We start from the raw sequence: 17,784 nt of genomic DNA on the forward strand, positions 1-17,784 counted from the left end.
GCTTAGGTAGACAACAACTTTTCCTAGAATTTATTTTCTCAATGGAATTACGCTTTTAGTATTTCCTCTTCTATCATTAAAGTTAAGATAGACTATTTCATTTTTTTCAAAAGTTCCTTTATTAGAAACTTGTAGTTCTCCTCCTATTACACCTTCTATTAAATTTGCAGGTATTACCTCAGATAACTCTCTTCCATAGTGCTTAAAAATATCTATTACTGCTCCTGTATTACCAGATCCAACAGTATCAACAAGATCTCCTGCTATTTCAGGACTTGCCATAGAAGCGGTAACAACCACAGTATCTAAACAATTTCCTCCAGATCCTTTACATCCATAGTCTACACCATCTTGTCCAGGTTGGTTTCCATTATCATACCACACTCTATATGATCCCGCAGCTTTTTCGATATCTACTGTGATTACAGATTCTTCTATAGTTTCAATTTCTTCTTTATTGCAAGATGTTAGTATTAAACCAAGTGCCAAAGCACCAACTATTAAATATTTCATTGTTTTTAGTTTTAAGAATTCACCTACTCTATTAAATAATACCAAGAAATCTTCCTGAAGTTTTTAGAATTCATCCAAAAAAAATCAGGATGATTTCAAGTATTATATATCCCACAAAGGCATTTTCGGTAAACTACCTTTGTGTTTTATTATAAACCCTCTATTCTTTAAGGTTCCATTCTGTAGTAGAAATTGATATTTCCGGTATTATACTGATAACCTGAACCATCAGCTTCATCACAGTACTGTACTAAAGAACCTCCTAAAGGATCATTTTCATTGGCAAAAGGAATCGTAAAACTAATAGGAATACTTACTGGACCTAACGTAAATGTAACTCCCAGTGATAATGAAGCTGTAGTATCTGGATTATCTTCTTCATACCAATACACATAAGCTTGTTCTCCATATGTACAATAATCCCAAGTAAATGTTTCCCAATTTACGGTTACCCAATTCGTAGATTGGCAAGTACCCCAAAAATTAGCATCTCTTAATGTATTTTTAGAAAAACTCCCTGCTTTCAGAATTGTAGATGTTTCTGCAACTCCTGTTAACGTATTTAAAGATGCATAGGTAACAGATGCTCTCATCTCTCTATCTCCTTCGAATAAGTTTGTAGTTGATTGATATGCGTCACAACTAGAGAACTTAAATTTATAGATTTCATCTTTATCATTACGATTTGTTCTATCACATCCAGCTGGTGCAACACAACCCGGAGCTTCTGGACAACCATTATTAGATGCTGGCCCTACTTCATTAGGACAATCATCTTCATTATCAGGAATACCATCACCATCCGTATCAGGATCATCGCAGTCACCTAAACAGATGCATTGGTATAATTCATTTAGCTCCATCACTTGGATGATTAAGAAATCATTACCTGTAATTACTGCGGTAGTAAAAAGAGCTACAATGGCATTTAAAAGATCATCACAAGGATCTGTTGGAGGAGGAAAAAACAAAATACTATTGATACTATTTCCATTAATAGTTCTTAATGTCTTCTTATTTACTAATACAATTCTCTCATTTTCTTTAATACCAAAAATTGCATCTTCTCTTGTATACTCAGTTACTTTAACCTCTTGTCCTTTAGAATTATATCCTTTATAAAACTCAATCTTTGTATCATCAATCTCTGCTGCTTCAAAAGCTACAGTTACCGGATTAGATAGTAATTCTGGGCTTCTAAAGTAGATTTCATCAATATATATCGTCATATAAGGATCTGCCTTTAATACTTCCTCTGAGAAGAAATCTCTTGGAATTTCTTCTCTAAAATTCTGCATGTAACTTTTTTGTAATACATCAGAGAGTTTACCTCCTTTTACTTCTGCATCTTTTACCATAAGGTATAAGATTTCGTAATCACCATTGAATTTCTTACCAGCTTCTTTAACTAGTAATTCTTTTACACTTGGATTAGATGCTATGGCGGTTGCCATGGCTTTAGAAAAAATGTTTCTTGCAGCAGACTTAGAATATTTAGAACCCAAAGCAGAATATACTGATCCTCCTTCATTGGATTCATTTCCTCTTTTTAGAAGAATTTCTTCGTCTTGAGAAGTCTGATCAGACAACTCATCGTGATCACAAGACCACACGAATAAGCCCAGTGCTAACAACATTGTTAATTTAATAAGATTTGTTTTCATTGTGAATTGGTTTTAAGAATACCTACTCTATTTAAGGCTTTTCGGTTTCCGCCTCTTTAGTGATTCTATACTAAAGGGGGAGAAAAAAGAATTCATTACCCATTTTTTTGAAAAAAAATAATTTTATTTTCCCTTTTCTTCGTTAACTCCTTAATTCATTGATGAAATTCTGTATTAAAAACAAAAACATTATACCAGTTCTTATATGAAATTACTGAAATACTAAATTGAAATATTTTGATTTCAGATAAAGAAGAAAATTTATGGATAGCCTGAGCTATCGGTCAATTTTGTAACGCAGTATGAGATTAAAAGAAATAATTTTATCCGGTAATTTTATATAGGAAATGGTATTAGCTATATTTATACCTAAAACAAACACTAATATGTCATCCCAATTCCGACTGGATCGCGCTTATAAGAATGCAAAAGTCATTTCTTTTGATGACAGTTCTAAGTTTATCTTATTTAGTGATTGTCACAGAGGAGATAATAGTTTTGCAGATGAATTTGCCAACAATCGGAATATTTACTTTCATGCATTAAAGCATTATTATAATGAAAATTTTACGTATTGCGAATTAGGAGATGGAGATGAACTATGGGAGAACCTACATTTCGAAACTATACTGAAAGCTCATAAAAATGTCTACGAATTGCTTCAACAATTCTATTTTGAAAATAGATTGGAGATGATTTGGGGAAATCATGATATGGTCTATCGCGATCCTAAATATGTAAAAAAACACTTGAGCACTTATTTTGATCCAAAGACAGATAGTGATGTACCTCTTTTTCCAGAAATAAAGTTCCAAGAAGCAATTATCCTAAGACATCAGGCTTCTAAGCAAGATATCTTCTTATTACACGGGCATCAAGCAGATTTCATGAATTATGTAGGATGGAGAATCAATAGATTTTTGGTACGTGTATTATGGAAACCACTACAAGTTGTTGGTATTGCCGATCCAACAAGTCCTGCCAAAAACTACAAAGAAACTATCAAAGTAGAACGGAGAATCAAAAAATGGATTGCTAATCATAAAAATCAATTTACCATTATTGGTCATACACATCGTCCTCGTTTTCCTGAAGCAGGTGAGTTAGCACTGTTTAATGATGGAAGCTGTGTACATCCAAGATCAATTACTGGAATCGAAATCGAAAATGGTAATATTACCCTAATCAAATGGCAAATCGCAACTACTGAAGATGGTACTTTAAAAATTATAAGAGTCCCTCTCGAAGGACCACAAAAACTAACAGACTTTATTACAGAATAATAGATCGGTATGGAAAATGTTTATGAGATAATAGATCAAATTCCTATACGCCATAATTTTGTGTCTTATTTTATCAGTCTGGGTATTTTCATAGGATTATTAGTAAGTTTGGTTATTTTATTTAGGACATCAAAAAAAAGTAACTCATTTAAAATCTATGGCTGGTCATTATTGATACAATCAATTATTGCTACAGATATTTTCTTATGCTACACGGGTCTTATAAAATATATTCCACATTTTAATGATAGTACAGAACCACTTGTATTACTGTTAGCACCATCCATATATCTTTTCGTAAATACCTTACTCACTCGAACACCAATTACCATAAAAAAACATTGGTTACATTGTGTACCAGCTACCTTATATTTTCTAACCCAAATACAATACTATCTTCAGCCTATAGCTGTTAAGGTCAATGCATATTTAGGGGCGTATTATCCAGATGTTCCTAGAGCGTTTGTTCCTGATGATATGGATTATAGTTATCAATGGGTCAAAGATGAATTTAGGTGGTTGATTTTATTAAGTTTTGTTTTTTACATCACATTATCTATTCGTCTTATTGTAATAAATAAAACAAAAAAGAAAATTGTTAGCGCAGAAAGTACAAGAATTAACAAATTTGATTTTTCTAAAAACACCTCTATAGGACTTCTTCTACTTTTCTTACTTATATTCATTGTATATCTAAATTTTGAAGACGATGGTGGGGATCATTACATTTTCATTTTTAATACAATTATAGTTAGTATCACCTGTATTGTATTATTATCAGAATCTCGTTTTTTTGAAAATTCTTGGATTGCCGATAAATATGAAACTTCTAGTTTTAGAGATCAAGGAATCTCAATAAATAAAATTACGGAGTTTGTAGAAACAAATAAATTTTACCTTCTTAATACTGCCTCATTAAAAATTCTAGCTGAAGAGTTAGATTCAAGCTCTAATTATATCTCTCAAATCATTAATACATCCACAGGACTCAATTTTAATGATTTCATCAATCAATATCGAATTGAAGTTTCTAAAATACGTTTAATAGATCCTAACTATAATCATCTAACGATAGAGGCTATTGGAAACTCCGTTGGTTTCAACTCTAAATCAACATTTTACAGTGCATTCAAGAAACACGTAGCAATGTCTCCAAAAGCATTTATTGAGCTTCAAAAATCTTCTTAGATCCATACTAAAGAGTTCAAAATTACAATTCTGGACGTAATTGGGGTCATTTTTTATCTAATTAGAATGGAATTATTACACTTTTGACAAAACAATTATTTCAAAAGTTATGGATAAAAAAATTCGCCGTTATGATTTAGATTGGTTACGTGTAATCGTATTTGGATTACTAATTTTTTATCACGTAGGCATGTTTTTTGTTCCTTGGGGATGGCATATTAAGAACAACATAATTTATGATTGGATTCGTTGGCCAATGTTATTTCTAAATCAATGGCGTTTACCTATTCTTTTTGTCATTTCGGGCATGGGAACTTTTTACGCCTTATCACATAGAAATCTTTGGCAATTTAATTGGGAACGCATCAAAAGACTTTTGATTCCTTTATTATTTGGTATGTTATTCATTGTGCCTCCACAAGTTTATTTTGAAAGATTAGTTACTAATGAATTCATCGGGTCTTATTTTTCTTATATCAGAACTGAAGCCTTTATTGGAATATATCCTGAAGGAAACGTTAGCTGGCATCATCTATGGTTTTTGCCTTACTTACTTATCTTTTCTATTATTTTATCTCCTCTATTTATACAGATCAAAAGAAAAACATCAAGTTTTACGAATTGGACACAGCAACAAGTTCAAAAAACATATGGATTGTACTTATTCATTATACCATTATATTTTATAGAAGTTTTAATAGAACCTTTTTTCGATATTACGCATGCTTTGATTGATGATTGGTTTAATTTTATAAATTCTTTAACCTTCTTTCTATTTGGTTTTATACTTATCGCTGCAGGTAAGGTATTCTGGAAAAGTCTTGACTTTATAAAATCCAAAGCTCTGATAATAGGAATTATTGCTTTTTCCGTTCAACTTTTTATATGGATACAAGGAGAAGATAGCCTTCTTATTCATTGTACTGAAGCATTCATAAAAGTAACTAATCTATGGTCTTGGATTCTGGTCATCCTTGGATATGGTGCTAAATTTCTAAATATAAAAAGTAAAATACTTGCTTATTGCAATAGAGCTGTCTATCCTTTTTATATTTTACATCAAACAATTACCATTACCATCGGATATTATATCATGAGTCTTGATTGGGGGTTGTTACCAAAATTCATCATACTGGTTCTAGGTACTTTTGGTGGTAGTTGGATGATCTATCACTGGATTATTCTAAAGATTCCAATATTGCATCCGTTCTTTGGTTTAAAAAAAACAAATAGTTATTAATCTATTATCGTATTAGGTATTGATAACTCATTGTCATTTGGAATGCTATATTCAGTACAAGATTCTTTTTGAAGGTTATATTTTTCAGATGAAACCTCTGCCCAATAATCATCTCCAAAGAATTTAAAAAAGTAACGCTTATCGATATAGACTTCGAATACATCCTGAACCACATAATAACCATCTTTTTCAACTATATTTCCAATTGAATCTTTAGATTTTACTGAAATGTATTTTTCTTTGAGATAATGAATATAAATAGAATCCTTACAAAAAAGAAGATGTTTCGGTTCTGCTGTGCCTCCGTCCCAATTTATATCTCCATTATTCACTGTAAGTTTATAGCTATAACTATGACTTGTTCCATAATCAGAGTTTGTTATAATACCTTTATGAGTTGTGCTTTTATTCGTTTTTTCGACTTCCAGATGTTTGTCATTTCCTAATAGCGTATTTGTTATATCGATACGTTCCGTAGTTTTTGATCTACAACTAGTAAATAAAAAAACGAAACTAAGAATCGGTAGATAAATTAATTTTTTCATCATTCTATTAGAATTGGAATTAAAAAACATATGCTCAAGAAAAACATTTTTCTTGAGCATATAGTTTATAAAATTTAATAAAAACGATATTATTCGATATTTAATACCTCTTCAATTTGAGGAGCATACTTCTTGATTGTCATCTCCACTCCTGATTTTAGTGTCATTTGATTTACACTACAACCTACACAAGCACCTTCAAGTTGTACCTTGACTCTCTTATCATCTTCTATGCCTACCAATGAAATATTTCCTCCATCACTTTCTAAGAAAGGACGAATTTCATCTAGCGCTTTTTCTACATTAATTCTTAATTCTTCAGAAGTCATTTACTATTTTTTTACAGCAGAACATCCTGCCATTGTTGTTATTTTAATCGCCTCAGTAGGTGGTAAATTTTCGTTTCTATCTACTACTTCCTGTACAACATTCCTTGTTAATTCTTCAAAGGCCTTTTCAATAGGAGTTGCTGTTTGCAATGCAGCTGGACGACCTACATCTCCTGCCTCACGTATACTTTGTATTAAAGGTATTTCTCCTAAAAACGGAACATCAATATCCTCTGCAAGATGTTTAGCGCCTTCTTTACCAAAGATATAATATTTATTGTTAGGAAGTTCTTCTGGAGTAAAATATGCCATATTTTCTATGATCCCTAGCACAGGCACGCTAATACTTTCCTGTTGAAACATCGCTACTCCTTTTCTAGCATCAGCAAGTGCTACATTCTGCGGTGTACTAACTACAACGGCTCCTGTTATCGGTAAAGATTGCATAATCGATAAGTGAATATCACCCGTTCCTGGAGGTAAATCCAATAGTAAGAAATCCAATTCTCCCCAAGCTGCATCAAAAATCATCTGATTTAATGCTTTTGCAGCCATAGGACCTCTCCAAACTACTGCTTGGTTAGGTTGCGTAAAAAATCCTATGGACAATATTTTAACCCCATAATTTTCTACGGGTTTCATTTTAGATTTATCGCCTACTTTAACAGATAATGGTCTCTCTCTTTCTACATCAAACATAATAGGTGCAGAAGGTCCGTAGATATCTGCATCCAATAGCCCAACACTAAAACCCATTTTTGCTAAAGTAACGGCTAAGTTAGAAGTCACAGTAGATTTACCAACTCCTCCTTTTCCAGAAGCAACCGCAATAATATTTTTAATTCCAGGAATCGGCTTCCCTTTAATTACATTTTTTTCAGGTTGTTTAGCTACAGGAGCTTCTACTTTAACATTCACCTTTACTTTCGCCTTTTCATACACTTTATCATGAATAGCTTTCATGACATCAACTTCTGCTCTCTTTTTGATATGTAATGCAGGTGTAGATAACTCCAAATCAACAATTACTTCATCTCCAAAAGTAATCACATTTTTCACTGCACCACTCTCCACCATGTTCTTTCCTTCTCCGGCAACCGTAATAGTCTCCAAAGCCTTAATTATATCAGATTTTTCTAACTTCATGAGTATTATTTCTTTTTCTAAAGAATAGTCGTAACGGCTATTCTATTCTTGCAAAGATACTCTGAAAAGTTAACAATCTAAAACCTACAAATTGAAATACTTTATACAGCTATCGGTATACACAATGAAGTAATTTTCTTAAAGCGGTACGATTTGTGATCACTAAGAATTTCTATAATAAATCAATCATCCATTATGAAACGAACAGTATTTGTTGTCTTATTATTTCTAATCATATCCTCTGCAGGTTTTAGTCAGGGCAAACTAGAAAAAGCTGAGAAAGGTTTATCTAAGAACAACAATTATAGTTCATCAAGATCAAGCTCCAGAAGTGCTAGAAACTCCTCATTTGATAATGATCCTCTTTGGGGTGATCTCGCCATGGTTTTTATTGAAATCGGGCTATATGCTACATATTATGGTTTAATAGAAAGTCCTGAAGAACAGGGAAGAAGTGCTAGCAAAGCTTTTATTACCAAATATCCTTATTATAATTCTAACAAAGGTAATTACGCATATGAATGGGGAGGAGACACTAACCATTCTAGAATTACATTAACCAATCGCTTTATTGCAGAAAACAAGGAACTCTATGGTAATCACGTCAATGCAGATTTTAGGTTTTTCAAGAGAGTAAGTATCGAGGCAGATTATCTACAGCTATGGGAGAATAATACTTTTTTTGGAGATAACTCTTTGGCTACTTTTACATTTTTAGCAAAGTATCATAGAGTACGCACAGAGAAATTTAATGCTTATTGGGGTATGGGTGCTACTTATATCGCAGGAGATGTAGATGAATTAGGTTTTACCTATGGTATCGGAGCAGAATACTTCTTTGCTAAACCTATGAGTCTGGAGCTTAATTATAATCAGACATTAATAAACACACGATCTTCTGACAAATTAAACGTACTGTTAAATTACCACGTTAATAGGTTAAAGATAAATGGTGGATATGAATACCTAAGAATCGGAGGTGTTAGTTTTTCTACTTTTTCTGTTGGTATTGGAGTTTTCCTGTAAGCTCATCAAAAATTACAATTCCTTCATTGGATCCCAGAATAATTTCTCAAAATCTTGTATCTGATTATCAATCACTTCTACGCCTTCGTTTTCGAGTAGTTGTTGCATTAAATTTGTTCCATCAAAATGATGTTTCCCGGTTAGGATCCCTTTTCTGTTCACAACACGATGAGCAGGTACATCTTCTTGTTTACCAGAAGCATTCATGGCCCAACCAACCATTCGAGCACTTCTTGCTGCTCCAAGGTATTTGGCAATAGCTCCATATGAAGTTATTCTACCATATGGAATAAGTTTTGCTACTTGATAAACTCTATCAAAAAAATTTTCGTCTGTATTCTTATCCTTCATCCCAAGTATAAATTATTCTAGCCAAAGTTAACATTACTAAAATCAACATCAATATTCCCATAAAATAGTTAGAATATTTAGTTATAGACGCCGTTTTCTTTTCGATCTTAAGAAAAGAGAATACATAAAAATATAAGGTTACAAAAGTTCCTATTCCCGCAGCAATACCAAATATTATAATCCTTGGTGCATCATACTCTATTTTTCCACTTACACTCATAGCTGCAGCAATCGTACAAAAATAAGGTATAGGTAGTACATTAATTGCAGACATCATCATCCCTTTAAAAAGACTCCGAGAACCTGCATGTTTATATACCTTAATTTTCGTTCTTCTTTGTTTTGCTTTAACAAAAAAGTAAATAGCCATTAGAAAAAATATAACTGCTCCTGTTCTGAGTAGCATATTTTTCACAAAAGGATTAAAAAATATATATTTTGCCAGTAAAATAGCGAATAATGCTTGGATAAAAACAACAACCGAAGCTCCTATTGCCACTAAGATTCCGTTTTTCTTTCCTCGTTCCAGACAGGTCTTAGCTACAGTCATATTAATTAATCCTGGCGGGATTACTCCAACTAAGGATGCAAAAAAAGTGACGAGAAAGAGTTTAGTTGTTTCCAAATCGATGACGCAATTAGGTAATTTTAAACTGAATGTAAGTTATAGGTTTATTTTTTTCTAAATATTGTTTTTCATAAAAAGTCTGGATGGTTGTCACCTCCTCAGGCGAACCTTCTTGATGATACACATTATGGTTAGCATAAAGTACCTCATGTCCTTCTCCATGTAACAACCCTAATGTATATCCATGCATAAATTCACTGTCTGTTTTAAGATGCATGATCCCATCTGGTTTAAGAACTTTCTTATAGCGTTGCAAGAACTCATGGTTAGTCATTCTATGCTTTGTTCGCTTGTATTTGATCTGAGGATCTGGAAATGTTATCCATATCTCATCAATTTCGTTTGTATCGAATATATGATCTACTAATTCTATCTGTGTTCGAATAAAACCTACATTGTTCATTTCTTTCTCTATAGCCGTCTTAGCACCACGCCAGAAACGAGCTCCCTTTATATCAATTCCTATAAAATTCTTATCAGGATACTTTTCTGCTAATCCTATGGTATATTCCCCCTTACCGCATCCTAATTCCAATACAATCGGGTTTTCATTTTTGAAAAACTTCTCTCTCCATTTTCCTTTAAATCCTAAGGAGTTATTTAGCACCTCTTCTCGAGTAGGTTCTACTACATTCTGAAAGGTTTTGTTCTCGTTAAAACGTTTTAATTTATTCTTGCTTCCCACGTACTATATACTTCTATATCTATTCGACTCTTTAATCCATTTTATGTTACATCTAGCGTTTAGATTTTTTACCTATAACAGAAATTTACAATCCTAAGCTCCAAAAACATAACTACAATGCGAATCCCGTTCTGTAACGGGATTAGTTCAGCTAATACATTCAATGTGTTTCACTTTTAAATATAAGCTTCACTAACCTAAACATAATTTTTTGGTAAAATTAAGGAAATATATAGACAGAAGAATACTATTAATTTTAAAATACAGAGAATACACTTATGGATCTCTATTTATTAAAACTAATTAATTGTGGGTAAAAAAGTATTGATAGCACCGTTAAATTGGGGATTAGGTCATGCGACTCGTTGTATCCCTATAATCAACGCATTAAAAGATCAAGGTTTTGAACCAGTGATCGCTTCTGACGGTATTGCTCTGGCCTTATTAAAAAAAGAATTTCCACGTTTAAAAACGGAAGAACTTCCATCCTACAATGTAGAATACGCTAAAAAAGGTAGTAACTTCAAATTAAAGATGTTACTCAATAGTCCTAAAATAGCACACGCAATTTCTGCCGAAAAGAAAGTAACCAAACGCATTCTGGAATCTGATGATTTTTATGGTATTATCTCTGATAATAGAATGGGAGTAAGACATAAAAGTATTCCTTCTGTATTCATTACACATCAGCTCACGGTTCTTAGCGGAAAAACAACATCTATTAGTACAAAACTCCATAAAAAATATATAAAGAAATTTGATGTATGCTGGGTACCTGATATGGCGGATGATCCTAATTTAAGTGGTGAACTTGGCCATCCCAAAAGAAATAATATTCCTGTTACTTATCTTGGACCTTTAAGCAGGTTTACCTATCAAAACCTACCAAAAAAGTATGATATCATGGTATTACTCTCGGGTCCTGAACCCCAAAGAACCATGTTGGAAAAAAAGCTTTTTCAAGAATTCGAACGGAGTGATAAAAAAATAGTATTTGTTAGAGGTATTATTGAGGAAACGCAAAAAACATATGTAAAGAATAACATAATCGTTCATAATTATCTCACTGGTAATGCACTACAGGATACTATTAACAGTAGTAATGTCATTATTTCCAGATCAGGATATACTACGGTAATGGATCTTGCAAAACTTAAGAAAAAAGCATTTTTTATACCTACTCCAGGTCAATTCGAGCAAGAATATTTAGCGGAACGCCTTACGATTAATAAATTAGTGCCAAGTTGTAAACAGCATGAATTTACATTAAAAAAATTATATGATCTTAATACTTATAAAGGATTAAGCAGTTTTAGTACTGACATCGACTACGGGGAACTTTTTCACTTTTTCCAAAGTAAATGAAAATTCACTTCCTATTCGATAATCACTTTCTACATAAATACGTTCGTGATGAGCTTCTATAATGTGTTTAACGATTGCCAACCCAAGACCTGAACCTCCTTCTTTACGTGATCCGCTTTTATCTACTCGATAAAAACGTTCAAATAATCTAGGGATATGAGCTTGTGCAATCCCTTCTCCATTATCGGTAACTCTAACAATCACTTTATTTCTTATTAAGTTCTCTATACTAACTTCTGTGGTACCATCTTCTTTTCCGTACTTAATAGAATTTACTACCAAATTTGATAGTACCTGTTGAATTCTCTCCTTATCTGCGTGAACCATAACAGCTTCCTGGTAGTTCATATCAAAAGTCAACGCTATATTCTTTTTTGACGCTTTCATTTCGAATAGATCAAAAACACTTTGTATTACTTCTATAATATCAAAATTGGTATAATTAAGATTCAGATCTCCTACTTCTAGTTTAGTAATCATGTCAAGATCTTTCACAATATAAATCAGACGTTCAACACCCTTATTAGCGCGATTAAGATATTTATCCAGAATTGCCGGATCACTCATAGCTCCATCGAGAAGGGTAAGAATATATCCTTGTACTGTAAATAATGGAGTCTTTAATTCATGAGAAACATTTCCCATGAATTCTTTACGATAGTCTTCTCTAATCTTTAGAGTTTCTATCTCAGTCTTCCGTTTCTGGGCGAATCTTTCAACTTCTTTAATTAACGTCCTCATATCGGTAGTTACTGGACTATCACCTATAGTATCCATATCCAGCATTTCAATATCATCATATATTTTCCGAACTCTACGATAAATAAATCTCTGAACCCGATACTGTATGATTAAAAAACAAACCGCGTAACATACAATAATGAAACCTGCTATAACTAGAAAGTTGAATTGAGATTGAACATATAAAAAAACGCTCAATAAGAGCGTTAATACTAACGTTATATATAAAGACGACAGGTATGCAAACCTATACGATCTCTTAAAATTTTCTGCCATTATACAACAAACTTATAGCCAACTCCTTTAATAGTTTTAAAACTATCATCGCCAAGTTTTTCTCTTAACTTTCTGATATGCACATCAATGGTACGACCTCCGACGATAACTTCATTACCCCAAACCTTGTCCAAAATATCTTCTCGTTTGAATACTTTGCCCGGTTTAGAAGCTAATAAAGATAATAATTCGAACTCTTTTCTTGGTAATATAATTTCTTTTTTATCCTTAATGATCTTATATTCATCCCTATTAATAACAAGGTTTCCGATCTTCACTACCTCGTCAGAAGAATCATCCTCTTTTAATCTACGTAATAAAGCTTTCACCTTGCTTACCAACACTTTAGGACGAATGGGCTTTGTAATATAATCATCTGCTCCTGCATCAAAACCTGCTACTTGTGAGTAATCTTCTCCACGTGCAGTTAAAAAGGTGATAATCGTGTTTTGTAAATCTGGTATTTTACGAATTTGCTCGCAAGCTTCAATACCATCCATCTCTGGCATCATTACATCCAATATGATTAAATGAGGCTTTTTCTTTTTAGCAATTTTCACAGCTTCTAAACCATTTTCTGCTGTTAAAACACTATAACCTTCTGCCGTAAGATTATATCCAACGATTTCCAAAATATCTGGTTCATCATCTACTAGTAGAATTGTAATATCTTTTTTATTCATTATAATTTAGAATTATATAACAATAAAGGTAAATATACTACATAATACGAAGTATCCATATTACACAGTGCTTGGTAACAATAAGCTAACATTAAAAGCGTATGATCATAACATTGATTTAACTTTACTAAGATACAATACATAGTTATGTATCAATTAGAATCAAAAAAGGCTGAATATGATATCCAGCCTTTAAAGTCTTATATGTATAAATATTTATTATTTATGATCTCTATATGTTTCTAACAAGTTCATGGTTGCGGTTATCAAATCCTTAGTTTCTAATAACAACCCAAAATACAAGGTAGTATTTTTAGGACTACTTTCTTCTGTTCTGGTTCTTGCAACCTGTTTGTCAATTTTCTCATTAACTCTATTGAATAATTCCTGCTTTTCACTAAGAATAGTATCAATTTGATCAAATTCTCTATCACTAAATGCCTTTTTTATTTGTCCGAACAGCTCATTTAATTGCTCTTCGATTTCCTTCAGATCTTTAATTTGATTAAATCGAAGTTTCTTATGATTGTTGTTTACATGCTTATGACTTGCCTTAGAGATATAATCTAATGATTGAGACATGTCCTGCAAATATCCTAAGATATTAATATAAAAGTTACTCGCACCTACACTGGATTCATCCAGATTCTTAATAAAATAAAAGATATTATCTCTTAAATCCTCTACCTCAGCTTCTAGCTTAGCGATTCCTTTTTTAGTTTTCTTTAAGGCTGGCAAATCATATTTCACAAGACTTTCTATGGTACTTGTATAAATCTTAGTTCCTCTACTTACAAAGGATTTGATATTATCCGCACTTTCTTCGATCACTCCTTGAACAGAACTACTCTCAGAATTTTTAAGGCTATCTTCTGCCTTCTCTGCTTTAACTTTTTTCCTATAACTTATGGTATTTCTTGCTAAAAGCAATATCGCGACTAACAGAAGTACTGCTATCATCGGAGCACCACCAAGGTTAATCAAAAATGCTACTGCTCCTGCAGCAATAAAAGCACTAATCGCAGTCATAAACCATCCGCCTATTACATTAAGTACTCCAGCCACACGATATACAGCACTCTCAGTTCCCCAAGCTCTATCAGCTAATGAGGTACCCATTGCTACCATAAAGGTCACATAGGTAGTAGAAAGTGGTAATCCCATAGATGTGGCAATAGAAATCAGAATTCCTGCTACTACCAGATTTACTGCTGCCCGCACCATATCAAAGGCTGGCATCTCATAGGTCTTATCTTTTGGTAATTCTATTACAGGCTTTGTGAATCTTTTTTCTATAAAATCCATCGCAGGTTTTGGTGTAATCGCTCCTAATCCTTGTGATATTAGTACCGTACCTCTTACAACACCTCTAGATAAAAAATTAGGTTTAAAACGTTCTTTAGCTTCTCCTTCTCTCGAAAGGTTTATTTCGGTTTCAGCAACATAACGTGCCTTTTTAGATAACCATAATGTAAGAACCATGATAGCTCCTGCTGCAAACAATAATAATACCGGAGTCTCACTTTTCTTAGCTAAGCCATCCATAGCAAATTCTGCCGCCGGAATACCCGAAGCTATCCAAGCCTCATAGGATTGCCAACCAGCAATAGGTACTCCAATAAAATTTACCAAATCGTTACCTGAAAAAGCCAACGCTAATCCAAATGTACCTACGACAATAATAAGTTTATAAATATTTACTTTAACGAAGTTAATAAGGACATAAGATAGGGATGAAAATATCACAAAACCAGCTGCAACAATTTCGAGTACATGAGTTTCTAATAACCCTCTTAATGTCATTTTAATAGTTCCTGCATCTCCATCAATCTTAAACAAATCTTTCTGATCTTTTGCTAATTCTTTTACAGTCTCATATGAAGTTCCAAAATACTCCTTCGCAGCAGCTAACAATCCTTCTGAACCTCCACTATAAATAACATCAACTACTGATTTAGCATATGCGGTCCCTTTAATACCTTTCATAAAAATGAAATACAACAAAGCTGTTAATGCAATCCCCCCAAATAAGGCACCAACCCACTTAGCTTTCTTTTCAAAATTATAGGATAATAATAATCGGGTAATAAACTGTACGACGGCTCCAACTGAAAAGGCTATCACAACCGAGAGTAAAATCCCACTAATAATCTTTTTTGCAGTCTTAGTATTAATATAATTTTCTAAATCAGCAAATGTTTGTCCCTGATCTGCTCCTATTTTAATTAATGCAACACATACTGCAGCTCCCAAAAGGTTAAATACAATAGACACTGTTGTAGAAGTAGGCATCCCAAGCGTATTAAAAAAATCGAGCAGTAATATATCGGTAATCATAACCGCCATAAAAATGATCATGATTTCATCAAAATAAAATTCACCAGGATTAAATATTCCTTTACGAGCTACTTCCATCAATCCACTAGAAAAAATGGCACCAGCCGCAATACCAATACTGGCAACAATCATAATCGTTCTAAAAGAGACGGCTTTAGAACCAATAGCTGAGTTTAAGAAGTTAACTGCATCGTTACTAACTCCCACCACAAGATCCGCAATTGCTAATACTGCAAGAGCAACCACCATTAATAAATAAATAGTATTCGTATCCATTATTTTTTTTGTTTAAAGTGCAAATATTAAAATCAATTCCCAGTCCAATGTTACCATACTGTTATGTATTAGCACATTACTTAGAAATGTATATCAAATTGTAATCGGTACATTAATCCACTTGCTTCTCCTGCCTCTGTAGTATAACTTATATCTGACTGGACTTTTAGGTTATGTCCAGCAACATATTTTGAAACCCCTAAAGTATATTGTTGTTCTAAGTCTCTCCCAACTACAGCGTCATAATTAAGATTAGTATATCTTCCTGCAATTTCCCAATTATTTTTGAATAAATAGCCCGCTTGTAAGTTTAAAGCATTACCTACCTGAACAATATCTCCTGTAGGTGTTCCATCCTCTTCTACTGCAATCGCTTCATCTGCGTCTCTATCAGCAAATTCTCCCATAAAAGAGAAACCTTTATATTTAAATACTGCATCAACAAAAAGCGTAGAGATATTAGTTTCGTAAAAACCGGTGCTAGTGGTCATATATGACCCTTGGTTACTTCTGTTTTTAACAGCATCTGCATTAAAATCATAAGTAGCTGCAAGCATTAACTTAGGAGTTTGCTCTCTCTTAAGATCTCCTCCTTTATAATCTCCTTTACTTTTAAATTTTCCAAAAGGCAACAATTCTACTCTACCAGTATATTGATGACCTCCTAGGTTACCACTAGTAATATTTCTTCCTTCTCCCTGAGAAACCGCAAATGCTTCTCTTACTAGAAATTTTTCTGACAGCTTAAAGTGATGTCTTAATTGTACACCAAGATCACGATCAATATTAAATCTACTATTTAATCTGGAACGGTCAACTAACTGTAAATTTGCAGAAGAAATAACACGCTCTACGTTACCGGGTAGTTTTGTTTGTCCAGCCCAAAGTGTGAAGTTTTTATAGAAATTCCATTTGATAACCGCATCCAAAATATAACGTGGTGCATTATTAGTGAATTCTGAAGCTCCGGATATATCTCTGTTAGATAAACCAAGTTCTATTTTATATTTAAGTTTTGGACTATAAGCAAAACCGTCAAACTTTAAACGTGCTCTTCTTACTAAAAATGAAGTTTCGGGTTTGCTATAATCTCCATCATTGATACCCCATTCTGACGTACCAAGTAATTGGAATCTTGTTGCAAATCGCATGCTCCATGAGCTATCTTTTGCAACTACATTTAGGATTCCTTTTCCGAATTTAGTCTCAGTTGTTTCCTGAGCTTTTACAGAACAAAGCGTAAATATAGCAACCGCTATAAGGGTAATCTTTAATTTCATGATCGATATTAATTTTTGTCGCTGCAAAGAACCAATATCAATGTTAAGTTAATGTTATCTTAATGTTTTAAAATAATTATTTTAAAACATCCTTTTTTTTGAGTACTTATGTAAAATCAAAAAAGGCTGACCAGATTGGTCAGCCCAGTATTTCAAAAATCTAAGTCGACAAAAACTAATACGATTTTTTGAAATTACTATGTGTCTTCCGACTCGTCAAAAATATTT

The 17,784-nt window shown here is 32.9% G+C and carries 17 protein-coding genes; 5 read left to right on the forward strand and 12 right to left on the reverse strand.

What is annotated here, in order from left to right; genetic code table 11:
- Positions 1-30: 30 nt before the first annotated feature.
- Both Q0975_RS07705 and Q0975_RS07710 read right to left on the reverse strand, forming a co-directional pair.
- Positions 31-513, reverse strand: coding sequence for a hypothetical protein (locus Q0975_RS07705; protein ID WP_299435015.1), 483 nt, complete (start codon positions 511-513; stop codon positions 31-33).
- Positions 514-680: 167 nt separating this feature from the next.
- Complete coding sequence (locus tag Q0975_RS07710; protein ID WP_299435017.1) at positions 681-2,177, reverse strand: hypothetical protein; 1,497 nt, start codon at positions 2,175-2,177, stop codon at positions 681-683.
- A 386-nt stretch (positions 2,178-2,563) separates the two neighbouring features.
- Here Q0975_RS07710 and Q0975_RS07715 point away from each other — a divergent pair, with 386 nt between their 5' ends.
- The 3 genes from Q0975_RS07715 to Q0975_RS07725 all read left to right on the forward strand — a co-directional run bounded on the left by Q0975_RS07715 (position 2,564) and on the right by Q0975_RS07725 (position 5,888).
- Positions 2,564-3,460: a metallophosphoesterase family protein gene (locus Q0975_RS07715; RefSeq protein WP_299435019.1), complete on the forward strand. Its 897-nt coding sequence runs from the start codon at positions 2,564-2,566 to the stop codon at positions 3,458-3,460.
- Between the two features lie 9 nt (positions 3,461-3,469).
- Positions 3,470-4,648 carry a helix-turn-helix domain-containing protein gene (locus Q0975_RS07720; RefSeq protein WP_299435021.1) on the forward strand — a complete coding sequence of 393 codons (1,179 nt, stop codon included), beginning with the start codon at positions 3,470-3,472 and terminating at the stop codon, positions 4,646-4,648.
- Between the two features lie 109 nt (positions 4,649-4,757).
- Positions 4,758-5,888, forward strand: a complete 1,131-nt coding sequence (locus tag Q0975_RS07725) for an acyltransferase family protein (RefSeq protein WP_299435023.1) — start codon at positions 4,758-4,760, stop codon at positions 5,886-5,888.
- On the opposite strand, the gene Q0975_RS07730 is transcribed toward Q0975_RS07725, so the two are convergent.
- From Q0975_RS07730 to Q0975_RS07740, 3 genes are all read right to left on the reverse strand, one after another.
- Positions 5,885-6,436: a hypothetical protein gene (locus Q0975_RS07730; RefSeq protein ID WP_299435025.1), complete on the reverse strand. Its 552-nt coding sequence runs from the start codon at positions 6,434-6,436 to the stop codon at positions 5,885-5,887. The genes Q0975_RS07725 and Q0975_RS07730 overlap by 4 nt on opposite strands.
- A gap of 86 nt (positions 6,437-6,522) precedes the next feature.
- Positions 6,523-6,762: a NifU family protein gene (locus tag Q0975_RS07735; RefSeq protein ID WP_299218812.1), complete on the reverse strand. Its 240-nt coding sequence runs from the start codon at positions 6,760-6,762 to the stop codon at positions 6,523-6,525.
- 3 nt (positions 6,763-6,765) lie between these two features.
- Positions 6,766-7,908, reverse strand: coding sequence for an Mrp/NBP35 family ATP-binding protein (locus tag Q0975_RS07740; RefSeq protein ID WP_299435028.1), 1,143 nt, complete (start codon positions 7,906-7,908; stop codon positions 6,766-6,768).
- 195 nt (positions 7,909-8,103) lie between these two features.
- Here Q0975_RS07740 and Q0975_RS07745 point away from each other — a divergent pair, with 195 nt between their 5' ends.
- Positions 8,104-8,934, forward strand: a complete 831-nt coding sequence (locus Q0975_RS07745) for a hypothetical protein (protein WP_299435030.1) — start codon at positions 8,104-8,106, stop codon at positions 8,932-8,934.
- A 12-nt stretch (positions 8,935-8,946) separates the two neighbouring features.
- Here the strand turns inward: Q0975_RS07745 and Q0975_RS07750 are convergent, their stop codons facing one another.
- Genes Q0975_RS07750 through trmB form a run of 3 tightly spaced genes read right to left on the reverse strand, consistent with a single transcriptional unit; the run spans position 8,947 to position 10,598 of the window.
- Positions 8,947-9,285 (reverse strand): MGMT family protein, encoded by a 339-nt coding sequence (locus Q0975_RS07750; protein ID WP_299435032.1) that lies wholly within the window; start codon positions 9,283-9,285, stop codon positions 8,947-8,949.
- Positions 9,275-9,910, reverse strand: a complete 636-nt coding sequence (locus Q0975_RS07755) for a LysE family transporter (protein WP_299435034.1) — start codon at positions 9,908-9,910, stop codon at positions 9,275-9,277. Before Q0975_RS07755 ends, Q0975_RS07750 begins: the two co-directional genes overlap by 11 nt.
- Before the next feature lie 13 nt (positions 9,911-9,923).
- Positions 9,924-10,598: a tRNA (guanosine(46)-N7)-methyltransferase TrmB gene (trmB, locus tag Q0975_RS07760; protein ID WP_299435036.1), complete on the reverse strand. Its 675-nt coding sequence runs from the start codon at positions 10,596-10,598 to the stop codon at positions 9,924-9,926.
- 309 nt (positions 10,599-10,907) lie between these two features.
- Here trmB and Q0975_RS07765 point away from each other — a divergent pair, with 309 nt between their 5' ends.
- Positions 10,908-11,963 carry a glycosyltransferase gene (locus tag Q0975_RS07765; RefSeq protein ID WP_299435038.1) on the forward strand — a complete coding sequence of 352 codons (1,056 nt, stop codon included), beginning with the start codon at positions 10,908-10,910 and terminating at the stop codon, positions 11,961-11,963.
- Here Q0975_RS07765 and Q0975_RS07770 read toward each other — a convergent pair.
- From Q0975_RS07770 to Q0975_RS07785, 4 genes are all read right to left on the reverse strand, one after another.
- Positions 11,901-12,980, reverse strand: coding sequence for an ATP-binding protein (locus Q0975_RS07770; RefSeq protein ID WP_299435040.1), 1,080 nt, complete (start codon positions 12,978-12,980; stop codon positions 11,901-11,903). The two genes, Q0975_RS07765 and Q0975_RS07770, sit on opposite strands and share 63 nt — an antisense overlap.
- Complete coding sequence (locus Q0975_RS07775) at positions 12,980-13,663, reverse strand: response regulator transcription factor (protein WP_299435042.1); 684 nt, start codon at positions 13,661-13,663, stop codon at positions 12,980-12,982. The genes Q0975_RS07770 and Q0975_RS07775 overlap by 1 nt, the downstream gene beginning before the upstream one ends.
- Positions 13,664-13,882: 219 nt before the next feature.
- A complete protein-coding gene (locus tag Q0975_RS07780) occupies positions 13,883-16,276 on the reverse strand; it encodes an inorganic phosphate transporter (protein ID WP_299435044.1) in 2,394 nt (797 codons plus the stop codon).
- Between the two features lie 80 nt (positions 16,277-16,356).
- Positions 16,357-17,556, reverse strand: coding sequence for a porin (locus Q0975_RS07785; RefSeq protein WP_299435046.1), 1,200 nt, complete (start codon positions 17,554-17,556; stop codon positions 16,357-16,359).
- Between the last annotated feature and the right edge of the window lie 228 nt (positions 17,557-17,784).

Origin of the sequence: uncultured Aquimarina sp., assembly GCF_947500065.1 — a bacterium.
In the GTDB taxonomy this organism is placed as follows: Bacteria; Bacteroidota; Bacteroidia; order Flavobacteriales; family Flavobacteriaceae; genus Aquimarina.